Annotated in this window: 27 protein-coding genes; 23 read left to right on the top strand and 4 right to left on the bottom strand. The window is 69.6% G+C overall.

The window, feature by feature from the left end:
* Positions 1 to 26 precede the first annotated feature (26 nt).
* On the top strand, positions 27 to 974 hold the full coding sequence (locus tag Q5762_RS07215; protein WP_315891146.1) for an amino acid ABC transporter permease: 948 nt from the start codon (positions 27 to 29) through the stop codon (positions 972 to 974).
* On the top strand, positions 971 to 1,732 hold the full coding sequence (locus tag Q5762_RS07220; protein WP_315891147.1) for an amino acid ABC transporter ATP-binding protein: 762 nt from the start codon (positions 971 to 973) through the stop codon (positions 1,730 to 1,732). Before Q5762_RS07215 ends, Q5762_RS07220 begins: the two co-directional genes overlap by 4 nt.
* A 95-nt stretch (positions 1,733 to 1,827) precedes the next feature.
* Here the strand turns inward: Q5762_RS07220 and Q5762_RS07225 are convergent, their stop codons facing one another.
* Complete coding sequence (locus Q5762_RS07225; RefSeq protein ID WP_315891148.1) at positions 1,828 to 2,601, bottom strand: class I SAM-dependent methyltransferase; 774 nt, start codon at positions 2,599 to 2,601, stop codon at positions 1,828 to 1,830.
* A gap of 94 nt (positions 2,602 to 2,695) precedes the next feature.
* Here Q5762_RS07225 and Q5762_RS07230 point away from each other — a divergent pair, with 94 nt between their 5' ends.
* Positions 2,696 to 3,325 carry a CGNR zinc finger domain-containing protein gene (locus Q5762_RS07230; protein ID WP_315891149.1) on the top strand — a complete coding sequence of 210 codons (630 nt, stop codon included), beginning with the start codon at positions 2,696 to 2,698 and terminating at the stop codon, positions 3,323 to 3,325.
* On the opposite strand, the gene sodX is transcribed toward Q5762_RS07230, so the two are convergent.
* Complete coding sequence (sodX, locus tag Q5762_RS07235) at positions 3,229 to 3,663, bottom strand: nickel-type superoxide dismutase maturation protease (RefSeq protein WP_315891150.1); 435 nt, start codon at positions 3,661 to 3,663, stop codon at positions 3,229 to 3,231. The two genes, Q5762_RS07230 and sodX, sit on opposite strands and share 97 nt — an antisense overlap.
* A 217-nt stretch (positions 3,664 to 3,880) precedes the next feature.
* On the opposite strand from sodX, the gene sodN reads away from it, so the two are divergent.
* The gene (gene sodN / locus Q5762_RS07240; protein ID WP_315891151.1) at positions 3,881 to 4,276 is read left to right on the top strand and encodes a superoxide dismutase, Ni; all 396 of its coding nucleotides are present in this window, start codon (positions 3,881 to 3,883) and stop codon (positions 4,274 to 4,276) included.
* Between the two features lie 124 nt (positions 4,277 to 4,400).
* Here the strand turns inward: sodN and Q5762_RS07245 are convergent, their stop codons facing one another.
* Both Q5762_RS07245 and Q5762_RS07250 read right to left on the bottom strand, forming a co-directional pair.
* Positions 4,401 to 5,762, bottom strand: a complete 1,362-nt coding sequence (locus Q5762_RS07245) for a LysM peptidoglycan-binding domain-containing protein (RefSeq protein WP_315891152.1) — start codon at positions 5,760 to 5,762, stop codon at positions 4,401 to 4,403.
* Between the two features lie 408 nt (positions 5,763 to 6,170).
* Positions 6,171 to 6,614: a hypothetical protein gene (locus tag Q5762_RS07250; protein WP_315891153.1), complete on the bottom strand. Its 444-nt coding sequence runs from the start codon at positions 6,612 to 6,614 to the stop codon at positions 6,171 to 6,173.
* Positions 6,615 to 6,789: 175 nt separating this feature from the next.
* Between Q5762_RS07250 and Q5762_RS07255 the strand changes: the two genes are divergently transcribed.
* From Q5762_RS07255 to Q5762_RS07345, 19 genes are all read left to right on the top strand, one after another.
* Positions 6,790 to 7,035 (top strand): helix-turn-helix transcriptional regulator, encoded by a 246-nt coding sequence (locus Q5762_RS07255; RefSeq protein ID WP_315891154.1) that lies wholly within the window; start codon positions 6,790 to 6,792, stop codon positions 7,033 to 7,035.
* Between the two features lie 9 nt (positions 7,036 to 7,044).
* Entirely contained in the window at positions 7,045 to 7,275 is a 231-nt protein-coding gene (locus Q5762_RS07260; protein WP_315891155.1) for a hypothetical protein, read from the top strand.
* An 83-nt stretch (positions 7,276 to 7,358) separates the two neighbouring features.
* The gene (locus Q5762_RS07265; protein ID WP_315891156.1) at positions 7,359 to 7,721 is read left to right on the top strand and encodes a hypothetical protein; all 363 of its coding nucleotides are present in this window, start codon (positions 7,359 to 7,361) and stop codon (positions 7,719 to 7,721) included.
* On the top strand, positions 7,718 to 8,473 hold the full coding sequence (locus Q5762_RS07270; RefSeq protein WP_315891157.1) for a hypothetical protein: 756 nt from the start codon (positions 7,718 to 7,720) through the stop codon (positions 8,471 to 8,473). Before Q5762_RS07265 ends, Q5762_RS07270 begins: the two co-directional genes overlap by 4 nt.
* Complete coding sequence (locus Q5762_RS07275; RefSeq protein WP_315891158.1) at positions 8,470 to 8,850, top strand: hypothetical protein; 381 nt, start codon at positions 8,470 to 8,472, stop codon at positions 8,848 to 8,850. The genes Q5762_RS07270 and Q5762_RS07275 overlap by 4 nt, the downstream gene beginning before the upstream one ends.
* Positions 8,847 to 9,158: a hypothetical protein gene (locus tag Q5762_RS07280; protein WP_315891159.1), complete on the top strand. Its 312-nt coding sequence runs from the start codon at positions 8,847 to 8,849 to the stop codon at positions 9,156 to 9,158. Before Q5762_RS07275 ends, Q5762_RS07280 begins: the two co-directional genes overlap by 4 nt.
* Positions 9,155 to 10,036, top strand: coding sequence for a hypothetical protein (locus tag Q5762_RS07285; RefSeq protein WP_315891160.1), 882 nt, complete (start codon positions 9,155 to 9,157; stop codon positions 10,034 to 10,036). The genes Q5762_RS07280 and Q5762_RS07285 overlap by 4 nt, the downstream gene beginning before the upstream one ends.
* Positions 10,036 to 11,151 (top strand): hypothetical protein, encoded by a 1,116-nt coding sequence (locus Q5762_RS07290; RefSeq protein ID WP_315891161.1) that lies wholly within the window; start codon positions 10,036 to 10,038, stop codon positions 11,149 to 11,151. The genes Q5762_RS07285 and Q5762_RS07290 overlap by 1 nt, the downstream gene beginning before the upstream one ends.
* Entirely contained in the window at positions 11,148 to 11,876 is a 729-nt protein-coding gene (locus Q5762_RS07295; protein ID WP_315891162.1) for an exonuclease domain-containing protein, read from the top strand. Before Q5762_RS07290 ends, Q5762_RS07295 begins: the two co-directional genes overlap by 4 nt.
* Positions 11,873 to 12,457, top strand: coding sequence for a hypothetical protein (locus Q5762_RS07300; RefSeq protein ID WP_315891163.1), 585 nt, complete (start codon positions 11,873 to 11,875; stop codon positions 12,455 to 12,457). Before Q5762_RS07295 ends, Q5762_RS07300 begins: the two co-directional genes overlap by 4 nt.
* Complete coding sequence (locus Q5762_RS07305; RefSeq protein WP_315891164.1) at positions 12,454 to 13,050, top strand: WhiB family transcriptional regulator; 597 nt, start codon at positions 12,454 to 12,456, stop codon at positions 13,048 to 13,050. The genes Q5762_RS07300 and Q5762_RS07305 overlap by 4 nt, the downstream gene beginning before the upstream one ends.
* A complete protein-coding gene (locus Q5762_RS07310) occupies positions 13,047 to 13,268 on the top strand; it encodes a hypothetical protein (protein WP_315891165.1) in 222 nt (73 codons plus the stop codon). Before Q5762_RS07305 ends, Q5762_RS07310 begins: the two co-directional genes overlap by 4 nt.
* Entirely contained in the window at positions 13,265 to 13,585 is a 321-nt protein-coding gene (locus Q5762_RS07315; RefSeq protein WP_315891166.1) for a hypothetical protein, read from the top strand. The genes Q5762_RS07310 and Q5762_RS07315 overlap by 4 nt, the downstream gene beginning before the upstream one ends.
* Complete coding sequence (locus Q5762_RS07320; protein ID WP_315891167.1) at positions 13,585 to 13,884, top strand: hypothetical protein; 300 nt, start codon at positions 13,585 to 13,587, stop codon at positions 13,882 to 13,884. Before Q5762_RS07315 ends, Q5762_RS07320 begins: the two co-directional genes overlap by 1 nt.
* Positions 13,885 to 13,892: 8 nt before the next feature.
* On the top strand, positions 13,893 to 15,632 hold the full coding sequence (locus Q5762_RS07325; RefSeq protein WP_315891168.1) for an AAA family ATPase: 1,740 nt from the start codon (positions 13,893 to 13,895) through the stop codon (positions 15,630 to 15,632).
* A gap of 14 nt (positions 15,633 to 15,646) precedes the next feature.
* Positions 15,647 to 16,726, top strand: a complete 1,080-nt coding sequence (locus Q5762_RS07330; RefSeq protein ID WP_315891169.1) for a DNA cytosine methyltransferase — start codon at positions 15,647 to 15,649, stop codon at positions 16,724 to 16,726.
* A 44-nt stretch (positions 16,727 to 16,770) separates the two neighbouring features.
* Positions 16,771 to 17,166, top strand: coding sequence for a hypothetical protein (locus Q5762_RS07335; protein WP_315891170.1), 396 nt, complete (start codon positions 16,771 to 16,773; stop codon positions 17,164 to 17,166).
* 56 nt (positions 17,167 to 17,222) lie between these two features.
* Positions 17,223 to 17,429: a hypothetical protein gene (locus Q5762_RS07340; protein WP_315891171.1), complete on the top strand. Its 207-nt coding sequence runs from the start codon at positions 17,223 to 17,225 to the stop codon at positions 17,427 to 17,429.
* A gap of 71 nt (positions 17,430 to 17,500) precedes the next feature.
* Positions 17,501 to 18,427: a hypothetical protein gene (locus Q5762_RS07345; protein ID WP_315891172.1), complete on the top strand. Its 927-nt coding sequence runs from the start codon at positions 17,501 to 17,503 to the stop codon at positions 18,425 to 18,427.
* Positions 18,428 to 18,457 lie beyond the last annotated feature (30 nt).

The following is an 18,457-nucleotide window of genomic DNA, read 5'->3' on the forward strand; positions in this document are numbered from 1 at the left end:
CCGCGCTCCGCTGAAGGGCAGTCGTTGTGACTGACAAGATCGACAAGGGTCCGGCCGACGCACCGGTCGGACCCGGCGCCTCGGGTGTTCCGTACGAGGCGATCAAGGCAATCCCCGTGAGGCACGTCGGCCGCTGGATCAGCGCCGTCGTCGTCGTCGCGCTCCTCGGCTGGCTCGTCTACGCCTTCTCCCAGGGCAACATCATCTGGGCGACGGTCTGGGACAAGCTGTTCGACACCTCGGTCCTCGAAGGCCTGGGGAACACGATCATCATCAGCGTCGCCTCCATGGCGCTGGGCCTCGTGCTCGGCGTCGTCTTCGCGGTGATGCGGCTCTCCAAGAACCCGGTGACCGGCGCGGTCGCCTGGCTCTACATCTGGTTCTTCCGCGGCACGCCGGTCTACGTCCAGCTGCTGGTCTGGTTCAACCTGTCGCTGATCTTCGAGTTCATCAACCTCGGGCCGATCTACAAGAACGAGACCGTGGACGTCATGACGCCGTTCATGGTCGCGCTCCTGGGTCTCGGCCTCAACGAGGGCGCCTACATGGCGGAGATCGTCCGGGCCGGCATCCAGTCGGTCGACGAGGGACAGACCGAGGCCGCGCACGCGATCGGCATGTCGCAGACGAAGACCATGCGCCGGATCGTCCTTCCGCAGGCGATGCGAGTGATCGTGCCGCCGACGGGGAACGAGTTCATCAACCTGCTGAAGACCTCGTCGCTGGTCTCGGCCGTGCAGTACACCGAGCTCCTGCGGGCCTCGTCGAACATCGGCAGCACGGCCGGCGCCGTGATGGAGATGCTGTTCGTGGCCTCCATCTGGTACCTGGCCCTGACCAGCGTGTTCAGCGTCGGCCAGTACTACCTGGAGCGGTACTTCGCCCGCGGTTCGCTGCGAAGCCTGCCGCCGACTCCGTGGCAGCGGGTCCGCACCAACCTCACCATGTTCAAGCGTTCGGAGGTTTCGGGATGAGCGCGATGGTGAAGGCCGAGGGCGTTCACAAGTCCTACGGGCCCGCCCACATTCTCCGGGGCATCGACCTGGAGGTCGCCCCCCGTGAGGTCTTCTGCCTGGTCGGTCCGTCCGGCTCCGGCAAGTCGACGTTCCTGCGGTGCATCAACCACCTGGAGCGGGTCGACGGCGGACGGCTGTCCGTCGACGGCCAGCTGGTGGGCTACCGGCAGAAGGGCGACAAGCTCTACGAGCTGAAGGACAGCGAGGTCGCGGCCCAGCGCCGGGACATCGGCATGGTCTTCCAGCGCTTCAACCTGTTCCCGCACATGACGGCCCTGGGCAATGTCATGGAGGCGCCGATCCAGGTGAAGGGCGAGTCCCGGGCGGTGGCCCGCGAGCGGGCCGAGCGGCTGCTCGACCGGGTCGGCCTGGCCGACAAGGCCGCGAGCTACCCCTCGCAGCTCTCCGGAGGTCAGCAGCAGCGCGTCGCGATCGCCCGCGCGCTGGCGATGGAGCCGAAGCTGATGCTCTTCGACGAGCCGACGTCGGCGCTCGACCCGGAGCTGGTCGGTGACGTCCTCGACGTCATGCGCGACCTGGCCGAGTCGGGCATGACGATGATCGTCGTGACCCACGAGATGGGCTTCGCGCGCGAGGTGGGCGACAACCTGGTGTTCATGGACGGCGGCGTGGTGGTCGAGTCGGGCCACCCGCGCGACGTCCTGGGCAACCCGCAGCACGACCGGACGAAGGCGTTCCTGTCGAAGGTGCTGTAGGAGCGGACAGTGCTGTAGGCGCGGATACGGAAGGGGCGGTACGGAGCACGATCCGTACCGCCCCTTCGTGCGTACCCGCCTACCCGCCTATCCGCCTACTTCAGCGCGAGCAGCAGGGTGTCCGAGGGCGAGGCCCAGACCGGGCGCGCCTCGTCGAAGCCGGCGGCGCGGAGGATCTCGGCGTGGCGGCGGGCGGAGGGCATGTCGCCGTCGGCGTGCTCGCCGTAGATCGCGAAGCGGCGGGCGGTCGGCTCGGCGAGGACGGGGTCCTGGGCGGCCACGGCCCACCACTCGGCCCAGTCGAGCGCGCCCGCGGCCTTGGCGCGGTCCATGGCGGCGTGGCGGTGGGCGCGCTCGGCGGCGTTGATGCGCGGGGTGGTCTCGTCGATCATGTGGTCGGCGTTCATGAAGACGCCGCCGTCGCGGACGAGGCCGGCGAGCTGCCCGTAGAGCGCGGTGAGCGGTTCGGTGTGCAGCCAGTGGAGCGCGGTGGCGGTGAGCACGGCGTCGTACGAGCGGTGCGGCAGGGCCTCGGCCCACTCCGGGTCCTTGAGATCGGCGCTGACGAAGGTGACCCGCTCGTCCCCGGCGAAGTACCCCTCGGCTATGGCGAGGAGGGCGGGGTCGAGGTCGACGCCGACGCTGGTCGCCTTCGGGAACCGCTTGAGCAGCCGATCCGTAATACTCCCTGTACCGCACGCCAGGTCGAGGACGCGGGGCTCCGGCCCCACCACGGCCTCGACCATGTCGAGCATCACGCGGAACCGCTCCTCGCGGTCCGGCATGTACCACTCCTGCTGTCGGTCCCAGCTCTCCTGCCAGGCCGCCCAGTCGGTTCCGGTGGCAGCCGGGTCCGTCACGTCCGTCATGACACTCCCTCACCCTCTTCGTAATACCCTAGAAGGGGGATCGTCCATTACCCCCTCCGGACCCGACACTAGACCTCCGCCGTAAGGACTACAAGTGGAACTGGCCTATTACTCGGATTACGCCGTGCGTCTGGTCAACACCGAGGAGCCGGCCCGCAACAAAGACTCCCTGACGTCGGTCGAGGCGGTCCGGGAGCTGTTCGGCGCGGCCTCGCAGATGGCCCGGCGGGCGACGGACGCCGATGTGACGCGCTTCCGTTCGGTACGCGCCCGGCTGCGGGCGGTCTTCACCGCGGCGGACGAGGGCGACCACACCCAGGCGGTGGACCTGCTGAACTCACTGCTCCTGGAGTTCCCCGTCAGCCCGCAGATTTCGGGCCACGACTACCTGGACGACGAGGGGCACCCGCGCTGGCACATGCATCTCGCCGACCACCCCTCGAACGCGACCGCGGGCTTCGCGGCCATCGCGGCGATGGGGCTCGCCTTCCATCTGACGGAGTTCGGGGCCGACCGGCTGGGCCTCTGCCAGGCGCCACCGTGCCGGAACGCGTACCTGGACACCTCGACGAACCGCTCCCGCCGTTACTGCTCGGACCGCTGCGCGACCCGGGCGAACGTGGCGGCCTACCGGGCCCGCAAACGCCTGGAGGCGGAACGGTCGGCCACCACGGGCCTGACGGCGGAGAACAGCCAGGAGAGCACCACACCGGCCGACCGCTGACGCCCGGGCGTGACGGGCCGGTACCGGGCTCGTACGCGCCCGAGCACCAGCTCGGCGGGCACGGCGCCGAAGACACGACTGTCGCCTTCGGCATCGGGATTGTCCCCGAGGACCCACCACCCGCCACCCTGTCGCTCGATCAGCCGCTTGACGATGAGCAGATCCTGCTGGAGCGGGTGACGCAGCACGGCCACGTTCCCGGGCCGCAGCCGTCCCCCGTAGTGCACGAGGAGCTGGTCACCGTGGAGCAACGTGGGCACCATCGACACCCCGGTCACCTCGGCGATCCCGAACGGGGCCCCTGAGCCCTGCCTCGGCGCGCGCCCAGCGTCCGCCATCCGACACCTCCTCCATCCGACCTGAATCCGGTCCGATCCGATACCCGACCCGATACCTGATCCGATCTGATCCGATCTGATCCGATCGTCCACTCATCCACGAGTCCCATGGTGACCCTGGACTTTTGTCCTAAGCCCCTGGGGGCGCTCGCGAAAACCGTCTTCTCGGGGAGTAATCTCCCACCTGAGAAGACGATCACGAGGAAGGACCAGCTGCATGCTCTCCCGCCTGTTTGCCCCCAAGGTGAAGGTCAGCGCCCACTGCGACCTCCCCTGCGGTGTCTACGACCCGGCCCAGGCCCGGATCGAGGCCGAGTCGGTCAAGGCCGTTCAGGAGAAGTACCAGGCCAACGAGGACGCGCACTTCCGCGCGCGTGCCACGGTCATCAAGGAGCAGCGCGCGGAGCTCGCGAAGCACCACATCTCGGTGCTGTGGAGCGACTACTTCAAGCCCCCGCACTTCGAGAAGTACCCCGAGCTGCACGCGCTCATCAACGACACCCTGAAGGCCCTCTCGGCCGCGAAGGCGTCGACGGACCCGAAGACGGGCGAGAAGGCGCTGGAACTCATCGCCGAGGTCGACCGCATCTTCTGGGAGACGAAGAAGGCCTGATCCAAGCAGTCCGGCCCCTGCGGCTGGACGGCAGGTCAGAAGGCAAAACGAGCGGCCCGACCCCCTTCCGGGGGCCGGGCCGCTCGCTTGTTTCAAGATCCAATGGGAGGCGTTTGGGAGACGATCATGAAGAGCGCCGGCGCACCCACTCCGCCGGCTCCATCTCCTCGACCAACGACTTCTCCCAAGTCTCCTGCAAGCCCTTGGCGATGGCGAGTTCCATCTCCGGCGAGGTGTGCGAGTACGTACCCTCGACGCCCTTCAGCCGGTGCCCCATCCGCTCCTCCACGGCGACGCGCGGATGGCCCGCCTCGTCGAGCCACACCTTGTGCCCGTGACGGGTACCGTGCGGAACCATCTCCTCGACCCCCTCAACAGCCGGCAGGGCCAACTGGGCGGGACGCCCCCGGCGTGAAGGCTCAGCGTCCTGCCCCTTCACGATGGGGTTCCAGAACCGCCCGTAGAACTGATCGTCCACCCGCAGGGGCTTGCCGCGCTGGGACGCGAAGACCAGGAGGCTGTGTGCGTTCAGCGCCATGACCTCCGCGAGCAGGTCGGCGACGAACGGCGGCAGGATGAGGGTGCGGTAGCTGCTGTACTTCGGCGGTAGCAGCGTGAACCCCTTGGCCAACTTGAGCTTCTGGCCGGTCCGCAGCTTGGCGTCTGGCTCCATCTCGTTCGCCTTGGCGACGTCGGCCGCGCGCTTGGGGTCGGCGTGTCGTAGGGCCGCGATGGACTCCCACGTGTCGCCTTTGGTCACGATGTGCTTAGCCGGTGTGGTCAGCCACTGGCCCTGCCACTGCACACGCAGGGACCGGCCGTACTCCAGCCCCAGAAGGTGGACCTGGTCGCGGCGGAGGCCGGCGATCTCACCGATCCGCATGCCCGTGTAGGCCATGGTCAGGATCATGACGTACCACTGCAACCCGCGGAGCGCCCGGGCGTTCTCGGCGACGAGCCTGGCCTGTCGGGGTGTCGGCCAAACGTAGACATCCTCGACTTCCACCGGCACGTGCCGGCCGCGGCGGCGCTTCGAGCCGGTGGGCATCGGGTTGTAGGGAATGATCCGCTCGTCGACCGCGTCATCAAGGAGCATCCGCATGATGCCTTCGACGCTCTCGACGTAGTTCTTCGAGAACTGGTCGGCAAGCTGCATGCGCCACGCCTTGTAGGCCATGGCCGTGATGTCGCCGAGCGGGACGTTCTCCCACTTCGGCAGGATGACAGCATTCAGGCGGCTGTTGTAGGTGCGGTCCGTGGTCTCGGCAACATCCATCACCTGAAGCCACTCGGTGACCCACTCACCAAGGAGCTTCCGTCCGTCGTTGGGGTTGACGAAGACCTTGCGCTGGACGTCGGTTTCCTGCGCGCGACCCCAGTCGAGGGCGTCTTGCTTGGTGGCGAACCCGCTCTCGGAGGCGTACTCGCCGTTGGGGAGTTGGTACCTGACGCGCCACGACTTACCGCGCTTCTCTGCGTATGCCACAGTCCGCCCCTCCTGGTGCGGAGATGGCCGACAGGCACCCCTGACTGTCAGTCATCTTCTTCCGGACTGCGGGGTGCGGTTCACCTGAGCGGGCAGCTCGGGTGGTCGCACGTGTCGCAGTCGCCTCCCTGACGCCGTATGAGCTTCCGCGCGTCCTGTCGTACGGACTCGTCGGTATGGACTCTCGGTGTCACTACGCACACGATTCTGTCGCCTACCCGCCCAGACATGCCGACGAATCCGGGCCCAGGGTCGTGCGTGAACAGCTCGTGCATGGGCCTCCTTTCGGTGCGCTCGGAAACCCCAAGGAGACGAGCCTTACATACCGAACGGGTGACCGATAGAAGGTCGGTGAATCTTGAATCGAACTCAATGTAACGATCCAACTACAACCGAAAGGTTGTACGGCTAGGGGGTTGCACTGTCGTCCTTCAGAGGGATGACACCCCGCTCCCGCAGCATCTCGACCACCGCTTCGCTGAATTCGGCCATGCGGCCAGCAGGCACGTCAGGCATGACCGCGATCACCACATCCTGAACGGCCTTGCGCGCGACCTCGTCCATATTCGCGACAGGTGCGAACCGGACGCCCGCTTCCACCTCGCCGGCGGGCTGCGCCTCCTCGGCGCCTTCAAGGATGGCGATGCAGGCGCCAGGAGCCCAGCCAAACGCAGCGTCGATCTTGGCGTAGGTGACGTCGCGTACCGCCTCGCCCTTCTCAACGCGCATGTACGTGGTGTGTGTGAGGTCGGCCTGTTGCGCGGCATCCGCCTTGTGCCAGCCCAGTTCCTGGCGGCGACGGATAACGAGCTTGGCGAGTCTCAGCCTGTCGGCGGGGCTGGGATCAGTCATGCCTTGATGTTCTCAGGAACTGCCAGGTACCGCCAGGAACACCTTTCAGCCTCTACGCGTTCATCACGCTCTCTTGAGCTGAGCCAAAGGTTCCGGATCACATCTCCTGCGAGTTCCTGCTAGTTACTTCCAAGTACTGCTAGGAGTTGCCAGCAGAACCTGTTAGGTTCTGTGCATGAAGGCACCCCGACCCACTTACGAGGTGGACGGGGCGGCAATCCGAAAGATCCGCATGTCACGCGGCATCAAGATCGCCGACCTCGCCCGTAACGCCCGCATCAGCCGCAGCTACCTGACGCGGCTGGAAATCGGCGTTCGGACCAACATGCGGCCCCCCACCTACGCGGCACTCCGCACCGCCCTTGAGCTCGACCCCGAAGACGAGCAGCTGCTCGCACCCCGCGAGCCCAACACCGAATGAGGTGACTCCATGTCCGCCACGGCTCTCGCCACGCTCGCGCCGGAGGACTTCACCGACGTCTCCGAGACCGCCCGCCGCCTCGGCATCGGCGCCCGCCGGCTCCGCGACGGCGTGAACCACATGGGCTTCCCGGCCCACCGCATGGGCCGCCGACTGATGTTCAGCCCGCAGGACCGGGCCGAGATCGCGGCCATGCACCGCATCCCCGCGCAGCAGAAGACCCGCCGCCGCGCCGCCTGACCAAACAAAGCGGGGCCGCCCGGACCGGGCCTGGTCCAGGAAGCCCCTCGGCAAGACCTCACCCACAGAGAAATGAGGACACCGTGACCATCAACCTTACCCGCCCGGTACCGGCCATCGAGGTCGTACCGGTCCCCGCGCCGGCCGACCCGCGTGACGCGATGATGCACGCGTTCGCGGTGGCCGAGACGGTCGTTGCGCAGCTGGCTGACCGGCCGACGACCGCCTCACTCAACGACGACTACCGCGGTGGGTACCGGGTGGAGTTGTACTTCCACCGCGCCCCGGACCGCGTTGCGGCATTCGCGGGGCAGTACCGCGTGCCGGTGAGCACGGACCCCGACTACGGCAACGACGGGTCGTCGTACTCGTCGGCCGACGTCATGGTCGACGGCGTGTCGGTCCGCGCCTGGGCGCTGGTGCGCGTTGAGGCGGTGGCGGCATGACGCACGAGAAGCTCATGGCCCATGCCCGGTCGCTGATCTGGGCCGCGTGGCAGGGCAGTTCGGAGGAGCTGGCCTCGCAGGCCGTCGCGAGCCTCGACGGGCTCGGGATGCTCGTCCCGGAGGGCGGCGCCGCGGAGCTGGAGCGGCTTCGGCTGCTGCTCAACGCGCAGCCGGTCGAACTGACCGAGGAGCAGCGCGATGCGCTGTCCGACGCGGGCAACCGGGCGTTGAACGACCACTACCACCAGGACCTGTGCGCCTGCCGGGACTGGCCGGCCAGTTGCGCAAGTAGCGGCAACTACTTCATGGGCACGTGGGACACGGCCGCGTTCGACATCGGCATGGGTGCGGTGCTGGGCCTGTGGGAGTCGATGCGTGCGGACTCTCCGTCGGCCGAGTTGGTTGCGCTGCGGGCCCGGGTGGCCGAGCTGGAGGCGGAGCGGCACGCGACGAACGAGGCGCTGTCCGACGCGGCCGAGGAGCTGCGTGCGCGCCGCGACCGAATCGCCGAACTGGAGACGCTGAAGCCCGCGCCGATCCAGACGTGCCGGACCTGCGGCGCGGGCTACGACTACGGCCAGCCGTGCAGCACATGCAAGTTCCACGGCCTCATGGCTGCCGCGCAGGCGGCTCGCTACCACGAGGGCGAGTTGGCCGAGCAGCGGCACCTCGTCGACCCGCTCGACCACGCCCTCGAAGCACTCGCCCCGCGTACCACCACCACGATCGAAATCTCCGGGAGCGCCCTGTGAGCGACGACCGTACGCCCGTCGACGGGCCGTTCCGCGTCCACGTCGAGGCCATCCCCGCCGGGGCCACGCTCGACATGTCGCACTACCTCACCAGCGTGCTGCTGAACCTCGCGGCGGCGGCCGAGGAGGACGGCGAAGGGCTCCTCGCGGAGCTGGTCCACATCGCCGAGTGCGCCCGCCAGGCCGCACACCAGGGATCGGACTCCCACGCCGCGCACGAACGGGACGAGCGGGTCGCCGACCTCCTCGCCGAGGTCGCGAACGACGGCAAGGTCCCGGTGTACGGCGGGCAGGTGCTCCGCCTCGCCGAGCGGCTGACCGCGATCGGCACGCCGAAGGCGGTCCCCGGACCGCGCCAGGCCGGTGCTGCCGCGTGACCGCCCTGCCGATTACCCGCCGCGTCATCGACGAACTGGCCACCGCCCGCCGCGCGCAGAAGGTCTCCGCGCTGGAGATGGCCAACCGAATGACGGGCTTGGGCTACCCGATCAAGCGCTCCGTGATCGCCAACTGCGAGACCGGCCGCCGGGCGGAGATCTCGGTGGACCACATGGTGTTCGCGGCCCGCTCGCTGGAGCTCAGCCCGGCCACACTCCTCGTCCGCTGTGGCGTCGCCAAGTGCCCCACGTGCAACGGCGCGCCGCCTGCCGGATTCACCTGCAACGTCTGCGGAGGTACCGCGTGACGAACACCGCGCTGGCCGGGGCTTCGGCCCCGGCCGCCGGCCCCGGCCGCATCCCCCAGCCCTCGCAGGGCTGGTATCGCGACCCGGAGACCGGAACCAAGCTCCGCCGCGTCACCACGATCCTCGGCCAGGGCTTCCCCAAGCCCGAGCTGGTGTTCTGGGCGGCGAACCTCACCGCAGCCGACGCCTTCGCCACGCTGCCCACACTCGTCGCCGCCTCGCTGCGCCCGGCCGAGCGGGAAGCCGCGTACGACTGGCTGCGCAAGGGCCACATCCGCAAGAAGGACGAGCGCGGCGACATCGGCAGCGCCGCCCACGACCTCGTTGAGGCCCACGTCCTCGGCGAGCCGCTGCCCGAGGCTCTGCTGAACGACTCGGAGATGGCGCCGTACCTGGAGAACTTCCTTCAGTTCGTCGCCGACTGGCAGGTCGTCTTCGAGGCCTCGGAGATGACGGTCGGGAACTTCACCGACGGATGGGCCGGGAAGCTCGACTACCTGTTCCGTTCCGCTCGGATCGCCGCCGCGCTGCGGGTGCCCGCCGACACCCTGTTCATCGGCGACACCAAGACCGGTGGCGAGCTCGACGAGAAGGGTGTCTACCCCGAGGCCGGGCTCCAGATGTCCGCATACCGCCGTGCCGAAGTCGCCTGGCTCCGCGACGGCACGAAGGTCCCAATGCCCGCAGTGCACTCCACCGGAATCGTGCTGCACCTGCGGCCCGAGGGATACCGGCCCCACCCGCTGCTGTGCGGCGACGACGTGTACGAGGCGTTCCTCCACGTTCAGCAGGTCGCCGAGTTCAAGCGGGTCCTGTCCAAGTCCGTCGTCGGCGAGGCCCTCGTGCCGCCCGCCAACACTGAGAAGAGGGCTGCCTGATGCCCATCATCGACCTCCAGCGCCGCATGCGGCAGCTCGGCGAGATCCGTATCGGCCACGTCGTGCCAACCGGAAAGGTCCGCCGAGACGGCAAGCCCGGCACCCGCCCCGCCAAGCTGAACCACTTCCGCTTCACCAGCCCGTCCCGGGAGATCCTCGCCTCGGTCGCCGACCTGTACGGCGGCGAAGTCAAGCCCTGGACCCCGGCCAACGGCGGACCGTCCGAGTTCGAGGTGTACTCCACCACCAATCGGCTCCCGGTCCTCATCCCGCCGCAGAACGCCGTGTCGCAGTGGTACGAGCTGTACGCCGGCTCGAAGTGCCAGCGCCGTTGCGACGGCGTCACCGAGCACAAGCAGGACCGGCCGTGCATGTGCAACCCGGAGAAGCGGGACTGCTCCATCACCACCCGTGTCAACGTCATGCTCCGCGACGTCCCCGCGCTCGGCCAGTGGCTCCTCGTCTCCAAGGGCTACTACGCGGCCGTCGAGCTGCCGCCTGCGGCCGAGCTCCTGGCGCAGGCTGGCGGCTACGTCGCCGGGTGGCTGGGCATGGAGGAGAAACTCGTCCAGCGGGCGGAGGGACCGGCCCGGTTCATGGTTCCGACGCTGGACGTGGAGATCACCCCGGCCGCGCTCATGGAGGGCAAGGTCACCGGCGCCCCGGCGGTCGCATCGGGCCCGGAGCGGGTGGCCATCACGGGTGGGCGGCCTGACTATGCGGCGCTCGCCGCCGATGCGAAGACGGCTGACGAGGTCGGCAAGCTGTGGACCCGAGCGGTCCGTGCTGGACACATGGACGACGCGCTGAAGGCGACGCTCACCGCTCGCGCCGCCGAGTTGAAGAAACCCGCACCCGCCCCCGACGCGGATACCTCCGACCCCTACCCGGACGCGATGCCGGACGAGGACGGCGCGGTTGAGGCGGAGATCGTCGACGACGACGACATCGAGGGCATCTGGTTCCAGATCATCGCCGCCGCCGGACCGCTCGGCTTGACCACCGCGCAGGTCGAGGCGCAGTTCGCCGAGCAGAACAGCGGACTGCACCCGTCGACCGCGTCGGCCGCCCGGCTCCGCGAGTTCCTCGCCGCCCTCAAGGGGGTGCGCGCATGAGCTGGCACCTGGGCCGCATGTGCGGCTTCGACTTGGAGACCACCGGCGTCGACGCCGAGAACGACCGCGTCGTCACCGCCTGCGTCGTGGAGGTGGGCGGCAGCCTCCCGCCCGTCACCGCCAACTGGCTCGCCAACCCGGGCATCGACATTCCCGACGCTGCGGCCAAGGTGCACGGGATCACCACCGAGCAGGCCCGCACAGAAGGCCAGCCCGCAGCCGAAGCGGTCGAGGAAATCACCGCCGCGCTTGCACAGGTCATCCTCGCCGGGACACCGCTGGTCATCATGAACGCCTCGTACGACCTGACGCTCCTCGACCGCGAGGCCCGCCGGCACGGCGTACAGCCGCTGACGGACATCGTCGGCACCGAGTTCCTCGTCGTCGACCCGCGCGTCATCGACAAGCAGATCAGCCGGCGCAAGGGCCCCCGCACACTCACCGACCTGTGCAAGCACTACGCGGTGAAGCTCGACGGCGCCCATTCCTCCGACGCCGACGCGATCGCAGCCTGCCGCGTGGCTTGGCGCATCGCCAACACCACGGCGCGGATCCGGGAGACGCCGCTGCCGCAGCTGCACAAGCAGCAAGTCGAGTGGGCGGCAGCCCAGGGCCGAAGCCTGGCCGCCTACTTCCGCCGGACACCAGGCAAGGAGCACCAGGCCGACGGGGTCCGCACCGACTGGCCATTCGTCCCGCACCAGCAGAACGGAGCTTCCCAGTGACGCTCACCCAGACCCCCGCGCCCGGGATGCCGACCATCCTCCCGGGCGCGGGCACCAAGCCCCTCGTCATCGGCCTCGACCTCTCCCTCACCTCCACCGGCATCGCCGGACACGGCTGGACCGACCACATCCGCACCAAGACCCGCGGCGACCACCGACTCCACTACCTGCTCGGCCAGGTCGCCACGTTCATCCGCGCCGCCGACCTCGTCGTCATGGAAGGCCCGAGCTACGGGCACGCGGCGCTCGCCGGACACGAGGACATGGCCGGACTCCGATGCATGGTCCGCCAGTTCTGCTACCGCCACCGCATCCCGTACGGCGTCATCTCCCCGTCGTCGCTGAAGCTGTACGGCACCGGCAACGGCCGCGCCACGAAGGGCGAGATCCGCTCGGCGGTCGCCGACCGGTACGGCCTCCACACGGAGGGTGCCGCACGGTACGACGAGGCCGACGCCTACGTCGCGATGGCCGCCGGCATGGACTGGCTCGGCTACCGCCTGGCCGACGTCCCCGCGCGCGCCGCAGCCGCCCTGGCCAAAGTGCAGTGGCCCGAGCAGGTTCCGGCGGTGGCCCAATGAGCAGCGCCTACGGCCTGGACCTTCCCCGCACCGCCGACTGGCGTGACGAGGCCGACTGCCGCCGGTCTGGCCGTGGCCTCAACTGGTGGTTCCCCAAGGGCGTCACCACCGACTCGGATCGCGAGCAGGCCGCCGATGCCAAGGCCGTCTGCCGCGAGTGCCCCGTCGCCATGCAGTGCGCCCGCATGGCCCTCGAACTGCGCCTCGACGACGGCATCTTCGGCGGCCTCGACACCGACCAGCGCCGCAGCCTCAACCGGCGCGCCGCACGGGACCAGTACACCGACGCGGAACTCGCCAAGGAGATCCGCGCGGTGTGGGCCAAGGACGCCCGTGACCCGATCGTCGACGCCTACCTCGCCCGCACCGAGCCCGGCGACGACGGCCACGTCTGGTGGCGCGGGAAGAAGTCGTCGTACACCGTCGCTGGCCGCGTCCTCACCCCCGGGAAGATCGCGTTCGAGGTCGGCTACGGCCGACGCCCGGAAGGGCCGGTCCGCACGTCGTGCGGTCAGCGGTACTGCATGGCGGCGGAGCACCTGTCCGACGGCCGGATGCGCTGGCAGCGCGACCACATGGCACCTGCCGCATGACCGGGCCCCAGCGCATCACCGGCGCCCTCTACATCGACTGCGGCCAGCAGTTGCAGAACCTCACCTGGGCCCGCCACCCGCGCGCGAAGTACGAGTGCCTGCTCTGCCACACCACCGAAGGCCCCGTCGTCGGCGAGCACGCCGTCAAGGCCTTCGTCCCCACCATCCGCGCCACCCACCACCAGACCCACCACCAGCAAGGAGCACAAGCCGCATGAGCCACCCGATCCACATCGACGCCGACGTCAAGATCGACAGCAAGGTACTCACCGACGTCGCCGAAGCCCTCGAACCCTTCGCCGAGGCCATGTTCAAGCAGCGCGCCGGCCGCTGGATGGCCGTCGTCGAACTCGCCCACACCGAGCGCACCGAGCCCGGCCCGGAGGAGGACAAGAACCCGTCCGTGAAGGTCCGCATCACGTCCGTGGAGGTCGCCGCCGACGCCTTCACGGCCGACCGGCTCCGCAGCCTCCAACGGGACATGTACCAGCGCCGCACCGACTCCGGAACCCTCGACGAGATCGACGCGGCCTGATGAGCCGGCCGCGCACGACGGGCGCCGTCGACTCCCGATGCCCAGCGTGCGCGGCCCCCGTCATCACCCAGTGGGTCGGCCAGGTCGCGGCCCTCCGCGCCACGGTCGACCTGACGCCGCTCACCCCCGAGCAGCAGGCCACCGTGCGGGAGCCCAACCGGCTCGTGTGGTGCCTCTACCAGGGCGGACCCCACACACCGCCCCGGCTCCGCTGGGCAACCCCGCCGCACCCGCCCGACTGCGGCCACCCGCACGTCACCGAACACCGCTGCATCACCGAGCCGACCACCCTGTTCTAGGAGAGCCCGTGGAGAACGTCCGCCCCTTCCCGCACCAGGCGGACCCTGACGGCCTCAACCTGCGCGCTCCCCACGACGCCGAGGCCGAGGCCCTGGTCATCAGCGCCGTCATGCACGACGCCGACGCCTACACCGCGTGCTCCGCAATCATCGACCGCGACGACTTCTACCGGCCGTCCCTCCGCCTCATCTGGGACACCGTCGCTGGACTCGTCGCCGCCGGCACCACGCCCCACCCCGCGCTCGTCCGCGCCGAGATCGAGCGCGCCGGCCGCCTCCATGAGGTTGAAGGCGGCCAGACCATCTACCGCCTCGGCGCCGACTACCTCCCCGGCACCATGGCCCCGCACTTCGCCCAGCAGGTCTACGACAAGGCCCGCGAACGCCGGTACGACGTCCACGCCAACGCCCTCAAGGCTGCCATCGGCCGCGGCGCCACCGGCGACGAACTCGACGCGCTCCTCAACGACTTCCACCAGGGCGAACAGCTCCGCGAATCCACCGGACGCGGCCCCTCCCACCTCACCGCCGCCCTCCTCGACTGGGGCGTCTTCTTCGCCACCGACTTCGGCTCCATCCAGCTCCTCCCCGGCAAGCTCATGGCCCCCGGCCAGCAGATCACAGTCGTCGGCGACGGCAAGGCAGGAAAGTCCCTGTTCGCGCAGGAGTGGATGTGGCGGATGGCCACTGGACAGCCGTTCCTCGGCGACAAGCCTCAGGACCCCGTCCGGATCCTCTACTTGGACGCGGAGAACGGCCAAGAGCAGGTCCAGGAACGGTTCCTGTCCTTCGGCGCCGGCCCCCGGAACATGGGCCAGCTCGCCTACGCCAGCTTCCCGCCCGTACGCCCCCTCGACACCCCCGGCGGCGGCGCCGACCTCCTCTCCCTCGTCAAGGCCACCGGCGCCGAGCTCGTCGTCATCGACACCGTCTCCCGGTTCATCTCCGGACCCGAGAACGACGCCGACACGTGGCTGTCCCTCTACCGCCACACCCTTCTCCCCCTCAAGCGCGACCGCATCGGGTCCGTCCGTCTCGACCACCGCGGTAAAGACTCCGAGCGCGGCGCCCGCGGCTCGTCGGCGAAGACGCAGGACGTCGACCACGTGTGGGAGCTGTCCGCCCTCGGCGGCGGCGCCCTCACCCTCAAGCGCACCCACACCCGTACCGGCATCGGGCCCGATCAGTTCTCCCTCGTCCGCCAGTCCCGCCGCGACGGCGACAACTGGGCCCACGGCGGCACCCGCCATGTCGTCATGGAGTGGGAGTCCCCGGAAGCCGCCCAGGCCCCGGGCACGGACGAGCACATCATGGCCGTCCTAACCCAGCACGGCGTGCCCCTCGAAGCGGGCAACCGCGTCGTCAAGGCCAAGCTCGCCGAACTCCAAATCCCGGCCGGGTCGGACAAGGTCTCGCGCATCGTGAAGGCCCGTCAGGCGCGCGCCGCAGACGTTCCCCCGGGACGTTCCCCCGGCCCCCTCCAGGAGACGTTCCCCGGGAACGTTCCCCGGAACGGGTCAAGGGACGGTAAAGATGCAGGTCAAACGTTCCCCGGTAACACCGAGGGAACGCCAGGAACACCCACCGTTCCCCCGTCACCCCCCTCTAGGAGGGGGGACGGGGAGGGAACGCCCCCCACAAAGCCCCTCTGCGACATCTGCAACACCACCCTCAACGCCGACTGGGCCGCCCGCGGATACACCACCCACCTCGGCTGCGACCCCACCACCGGCACCCCCGCCGCCTGACCCAGGAGACCCACATGCCCGACCTCCGGATCGGCTCCCTGTGCACCGGCTACGGCGGACTCGACACAGCCGTACAAGCCGTCTTCGGCGGCACCACCGCCTGGGTCTCCAACATCGACCCCGGCGCCAGCAAGATCCTCGCCCACCACCTGCCCAACACCCCGAACCTCGGCGACCTCACCACCACCAACTGGGACCAGGCCGAACCCGTCGACATCGTCTGCGGCGGCTACCCCTGCCAGCCCTTCTCCACCGCCGGCAAACGGAAAGGAACCTCGGATGAGCGGCACATCTGGCCCGACATCGCCCGTGCCCTTCGCGTTCTACGACCCCAACTCGCGATTTTTGAGAACGTCGCGAACCACCTTCGGCTTGGATTTGACCAAGTCCTGCGGGACCTTGCCGCAATCGGGTTCGATGCGGAGTGGTGCCTTGTGCGCGCGTCGGAGGTCGGCGCTCCCCACCAGCGCAGCCGACTCTTCCTCTACGCCTGGCCTGCCGACACCCAGGGCCCGCGACTCTCGGGGCAAGGGATTCGAGGACGCACTGCCGAACGTGGTGCAGCTCCTGCCGACACCGACCGCGTCGGAAGCGACCGGCGGGCAGCACGCACCGAACAAGCAGGGCGGGAAGTCGCTCCGAGCGACGCTCCTGCCGACACCCACCGCAACGCCCTACGGGAACAACCAGTCACCCAGCCCAGGCGCCGCAGTACGGCCGTCGCTGAACTTGCTCGCCCCGATGCTCCTGCCGACCCCCAGAGCATCGGACGGGGAGAAGGGCGGCCCGAACCAGCGCGGCTCGAAGGGCGACCTGACGTTGCCCTCAGCAGCACACCGGATTGGGGCGCCTACGCCCCCGCCATCGCCCGCTGGGAAGCCATCACCGGCCGACCCGCCCCCTGGGCAACTGACGCTCGCAATCGCCTGAACCCCGCCTTCGTCGAATGGCTCATGGGCCTCCCCGCCGGCCACGTCACCGACGTCCCCGGCCTGACCCGCACCCAGCAACTCAAAGCCCTCGGCAACGGCGTCGTGCCCCAGCAAGCCGAGGCAGCCATCCGACTGCTCCACGACCGCGCCAACACCGCCTGACCGTCGCCCCGGTTCCACCCGCCCACGCACACAGGAGACCCGACATGACCGTCTACGGACCCGCCGACTTCAGCCCCGAGGCCAGTGCCTTCCGGAACGTCCCGAACAACCCCCGCCCGCTCTGCCGCGACTTCCAGGCCAAGCCCGAGCCCGCCGCGTTCTGGTGCGTCACCTGCGTCTGGAACGAGCCCATGCACGACGACGAGCGGACCCGTACCGCCATCGCTGCCGAGCTGGAGCGGCTCAACCAGCAGGCGCCCGACCCGATCGCATACGGCCCGTCCGGCTACCGCTGCGGCTGCGGCAAGGACGCCCACTCCAACCTCGTCCCCTGCCAGCCCGACACCGAGGCCGCCCCGTGGCCCCCGCGCGGCGGCCACAACAACCCATGCGCCTACGCCGCCGGGATGGGGCCCAACTGCACCTGCACGACCGCCTGACCGCCTCGTGATGCACGAAGGCCGCCCCACCCCCGATCCGACCCCGAGGAGTCCCGATGCGTAGCAACACCGGACAGACCAGCCAGACCACCTGCGACGCCGACGACTGCGACGCCTACACGATCACCGGACACCCCCACCAGCCCACGCCCGCCGGCCAGCGCCACCCCTCGCACCTCAAGGTCCTCGTCGAGGACGGGTGGACCGACGCCGAGGCCCGGGACTACTGCCCCGACCACAACCCCCACCAGCAGTCCGTATGACGCCACACGCCCGCCCCTGTCGCTATCAGGGGCGGGCGCCAACCCAGACCCTACCCAGCCAGGAGAAGACCGTGACCTTCGAGTACCGCGACTACTACGGCCGCCGCCTCAACCTCGGCCCCGGCGCCGACCTCGACAACAACCCAGTCGTCGAGCTCTGGACCCACGGCGAGTACGGCGTCAGCATCCCCGTCCGCGTCCCCCTGGACCGCGTCGAGGAGCTGGTCGCCGGGGTTCGGGACGCCGCCCGCCAAGCCGCCGGACAACCGGCCGCCGCCGAGGACGAGATGGCTGCCAGCCTCCGACGAGACGGCTTCAGCAACGACGAGATCGCCGACATTCTTCGACAGCCGTCCGCCGACCCCACCATCGCCGACGACCCCACCCCGCTCCGCTGGGGCCTCAACGACATCCTCTACGGCGACGACGACACGATCACCGTCTGCATGTCCGGGCCCGCCCCCGACCGCGAGCCGTACTGGCTGGAGCTGGACCCCGAGCGGGCCGCCGTACTGCGCGATGACCTCGCCGGGCCGGACGAGCAGCCCGCCGTCGAGCAGCCGGCCGAAGCCCACCCGCCGCTGACCGACGCCGAGCGCCAGTTCCTCACCTTCGCCCTGGAGCTCGCCGCCGACCAGATGTACTCCCGCGGCGACGAGTTCGACGACGCGGACGACGCCGCCATGGCCCGCCTCCGCCGCATCGCCGACGGGGTCGGGGACAAGCCCGCCGACCTCCTCGCCGACTGCGCCACCGAGTACCACGTCCCCGTACCCGAAGGCGGCGGCACCACCCTCCTCGTCCGCCGTCAGGCCCTCGTCCACGGCACGGGCTGGGCCGTCAGCGTCCCCGCATACGGCGGCGGCCGCGCCTGGACCACAGAGGGCTGGCAGGAATCCATCAGCGCCCTCAGCGTGGACCGGCTCTTCTGCTGGCCCGACGCGGCCACCGCCGTGGACGAGGCACGCCGCGCACTCAACGCCGAGGGCCCGCGGTGAGCGGCTGGGCCTGGCTCGCCCTCTGGCCAC

Source organism: Streptomyces sp. P9(2023) (assembly GCF_032436795.1).
Classification (GTDB): Bacteria; Actinomycetota; Actinomycetes; order Streptomycetales; family Streptomycetaceae; genus Streptomyces.

Excerpts from the sequence above, each read along its gene's own strand:
- Q5762_RS07220 (WP_315891147.1), top strand. The coding sequence starts at position 971 with ATGAGCGCGATGGTGAAGGCCGAGGGCGTTCACAAGTCCTACGGGCCC.
- Q5762_RS07225 (WP_315891148.1), bottom strand. The coding sequence starts at position 2,601 with ATGACGGACGTGACGGACCCGGCTGCCACCGGAACCGACTGGGCGGCC.
- sodX (WP_315891150.1), bottom strand. The coding sequence starts at position 3,663 with ATGGCGGACGCTGGGCGCGCGCCGAGGCAGGGCTCAGGGGCCCCGTTC.
- sodN (WP_315891151.1), top strand. The coding sequence starts at position 3,881 with ATGCTCTCCCGCCTGTTTGCCCCCAAGGTGAAGGTCAGCGCCCACTGC.
- Q5762_RS07250 (WP_315891153.1), bottom strand. The coding sequence starts at position 6,614 with ATGACTGATCCCAGCCCCGCCGACAGGCTGAGACTCGCCAAGCTCGTT.
- Q5762_RS07255 (WP_315891154.1), top strand. The coding sequence starts at position 6,790 with ATGAAGGCACCCCGACCCACTTACGAGGTGGACGGGGCGGCAATCCGA.
- Q5762_RS07260 (WP_315891155.1), top strand. The coding sequence starts at position 7,045 with ATGTCCGCCACGGCTCTCGCCACGCTCGCGCCGGAGGACTTCACCGAC.
- Q5762_RS07270 (WP_315891157.1), top strand. The coding sequence starts at position 7,718 with ATGACGCACGAGAAGCTCATGGCCCATGCCCGGTCGCTGATCTGGGCC.
- Q5762_RS07290 (WP_315891161.1), top strand. The coding sequence starts at position 10,036 with ATGCCCATCATCGACCTCCAGCGCCGCATGCGGCAGCTCGGCGAGATC.
- Q5762_RS07295 (WP_315891162.1), top strand. The coding sequence starts at position 11,148 with ATGAGCTGGCACCTGGGCCGCATGTGCGGCTTCGACTTGGAGACCACC.
- Q5762_RS07305 (WP_315891164.1), top strand. The coding sequence starts at position 12,454 with ATGAGCAGCGCCTACGGCCTGGACCTTCCCCGCACCGCCGACTGGCGT.
- Q5762_RS07310 (WP_315891165.1), top strand. The coding sequence starts at position 13,047 with ATGACCGGGCCCCAGCGCATCACCGGCGCCCTCTACATCGACTGCGGC.
- Q5762_RS07315 (WP_315891166.1), top strand. The coding sequence starts at position 13,265 with ATGAGCCACCCGATCCACATCGACGCCGACGTCAAGATCGACAGCAAG.
- Q5762_RS07320 (WP_315891167.1), top strand. The coding sequence starts at position 13,585 with ATGAGCCGGCCGCGCACGACGGGCGCCGTCGACTCCCGATGCCCAGCG.
- Q5762_RS07330 (WP_315891169.1), top strand. The coding sequence starts at position 15,647 with ATGCCCGACCTCCGGATCGGCTCCCTGTGCACCGGCTACGGCGGACTC.
- Q5762_RS07335 (WP_315891170.1), top strand. The coding sequence starts at position 16,771 with ATGACCGTCTACGGACCCGCCGACTTCAGCCCCGAGGCCAGTGCCTTC.
- Q5762_RS07340 (WP_315891171.1), top strand. The coding sequence starts at position 17,223 with ATGCGTAGCAACACCGGACAGACCAGCCAGACCACCTGCGACGCCGAC.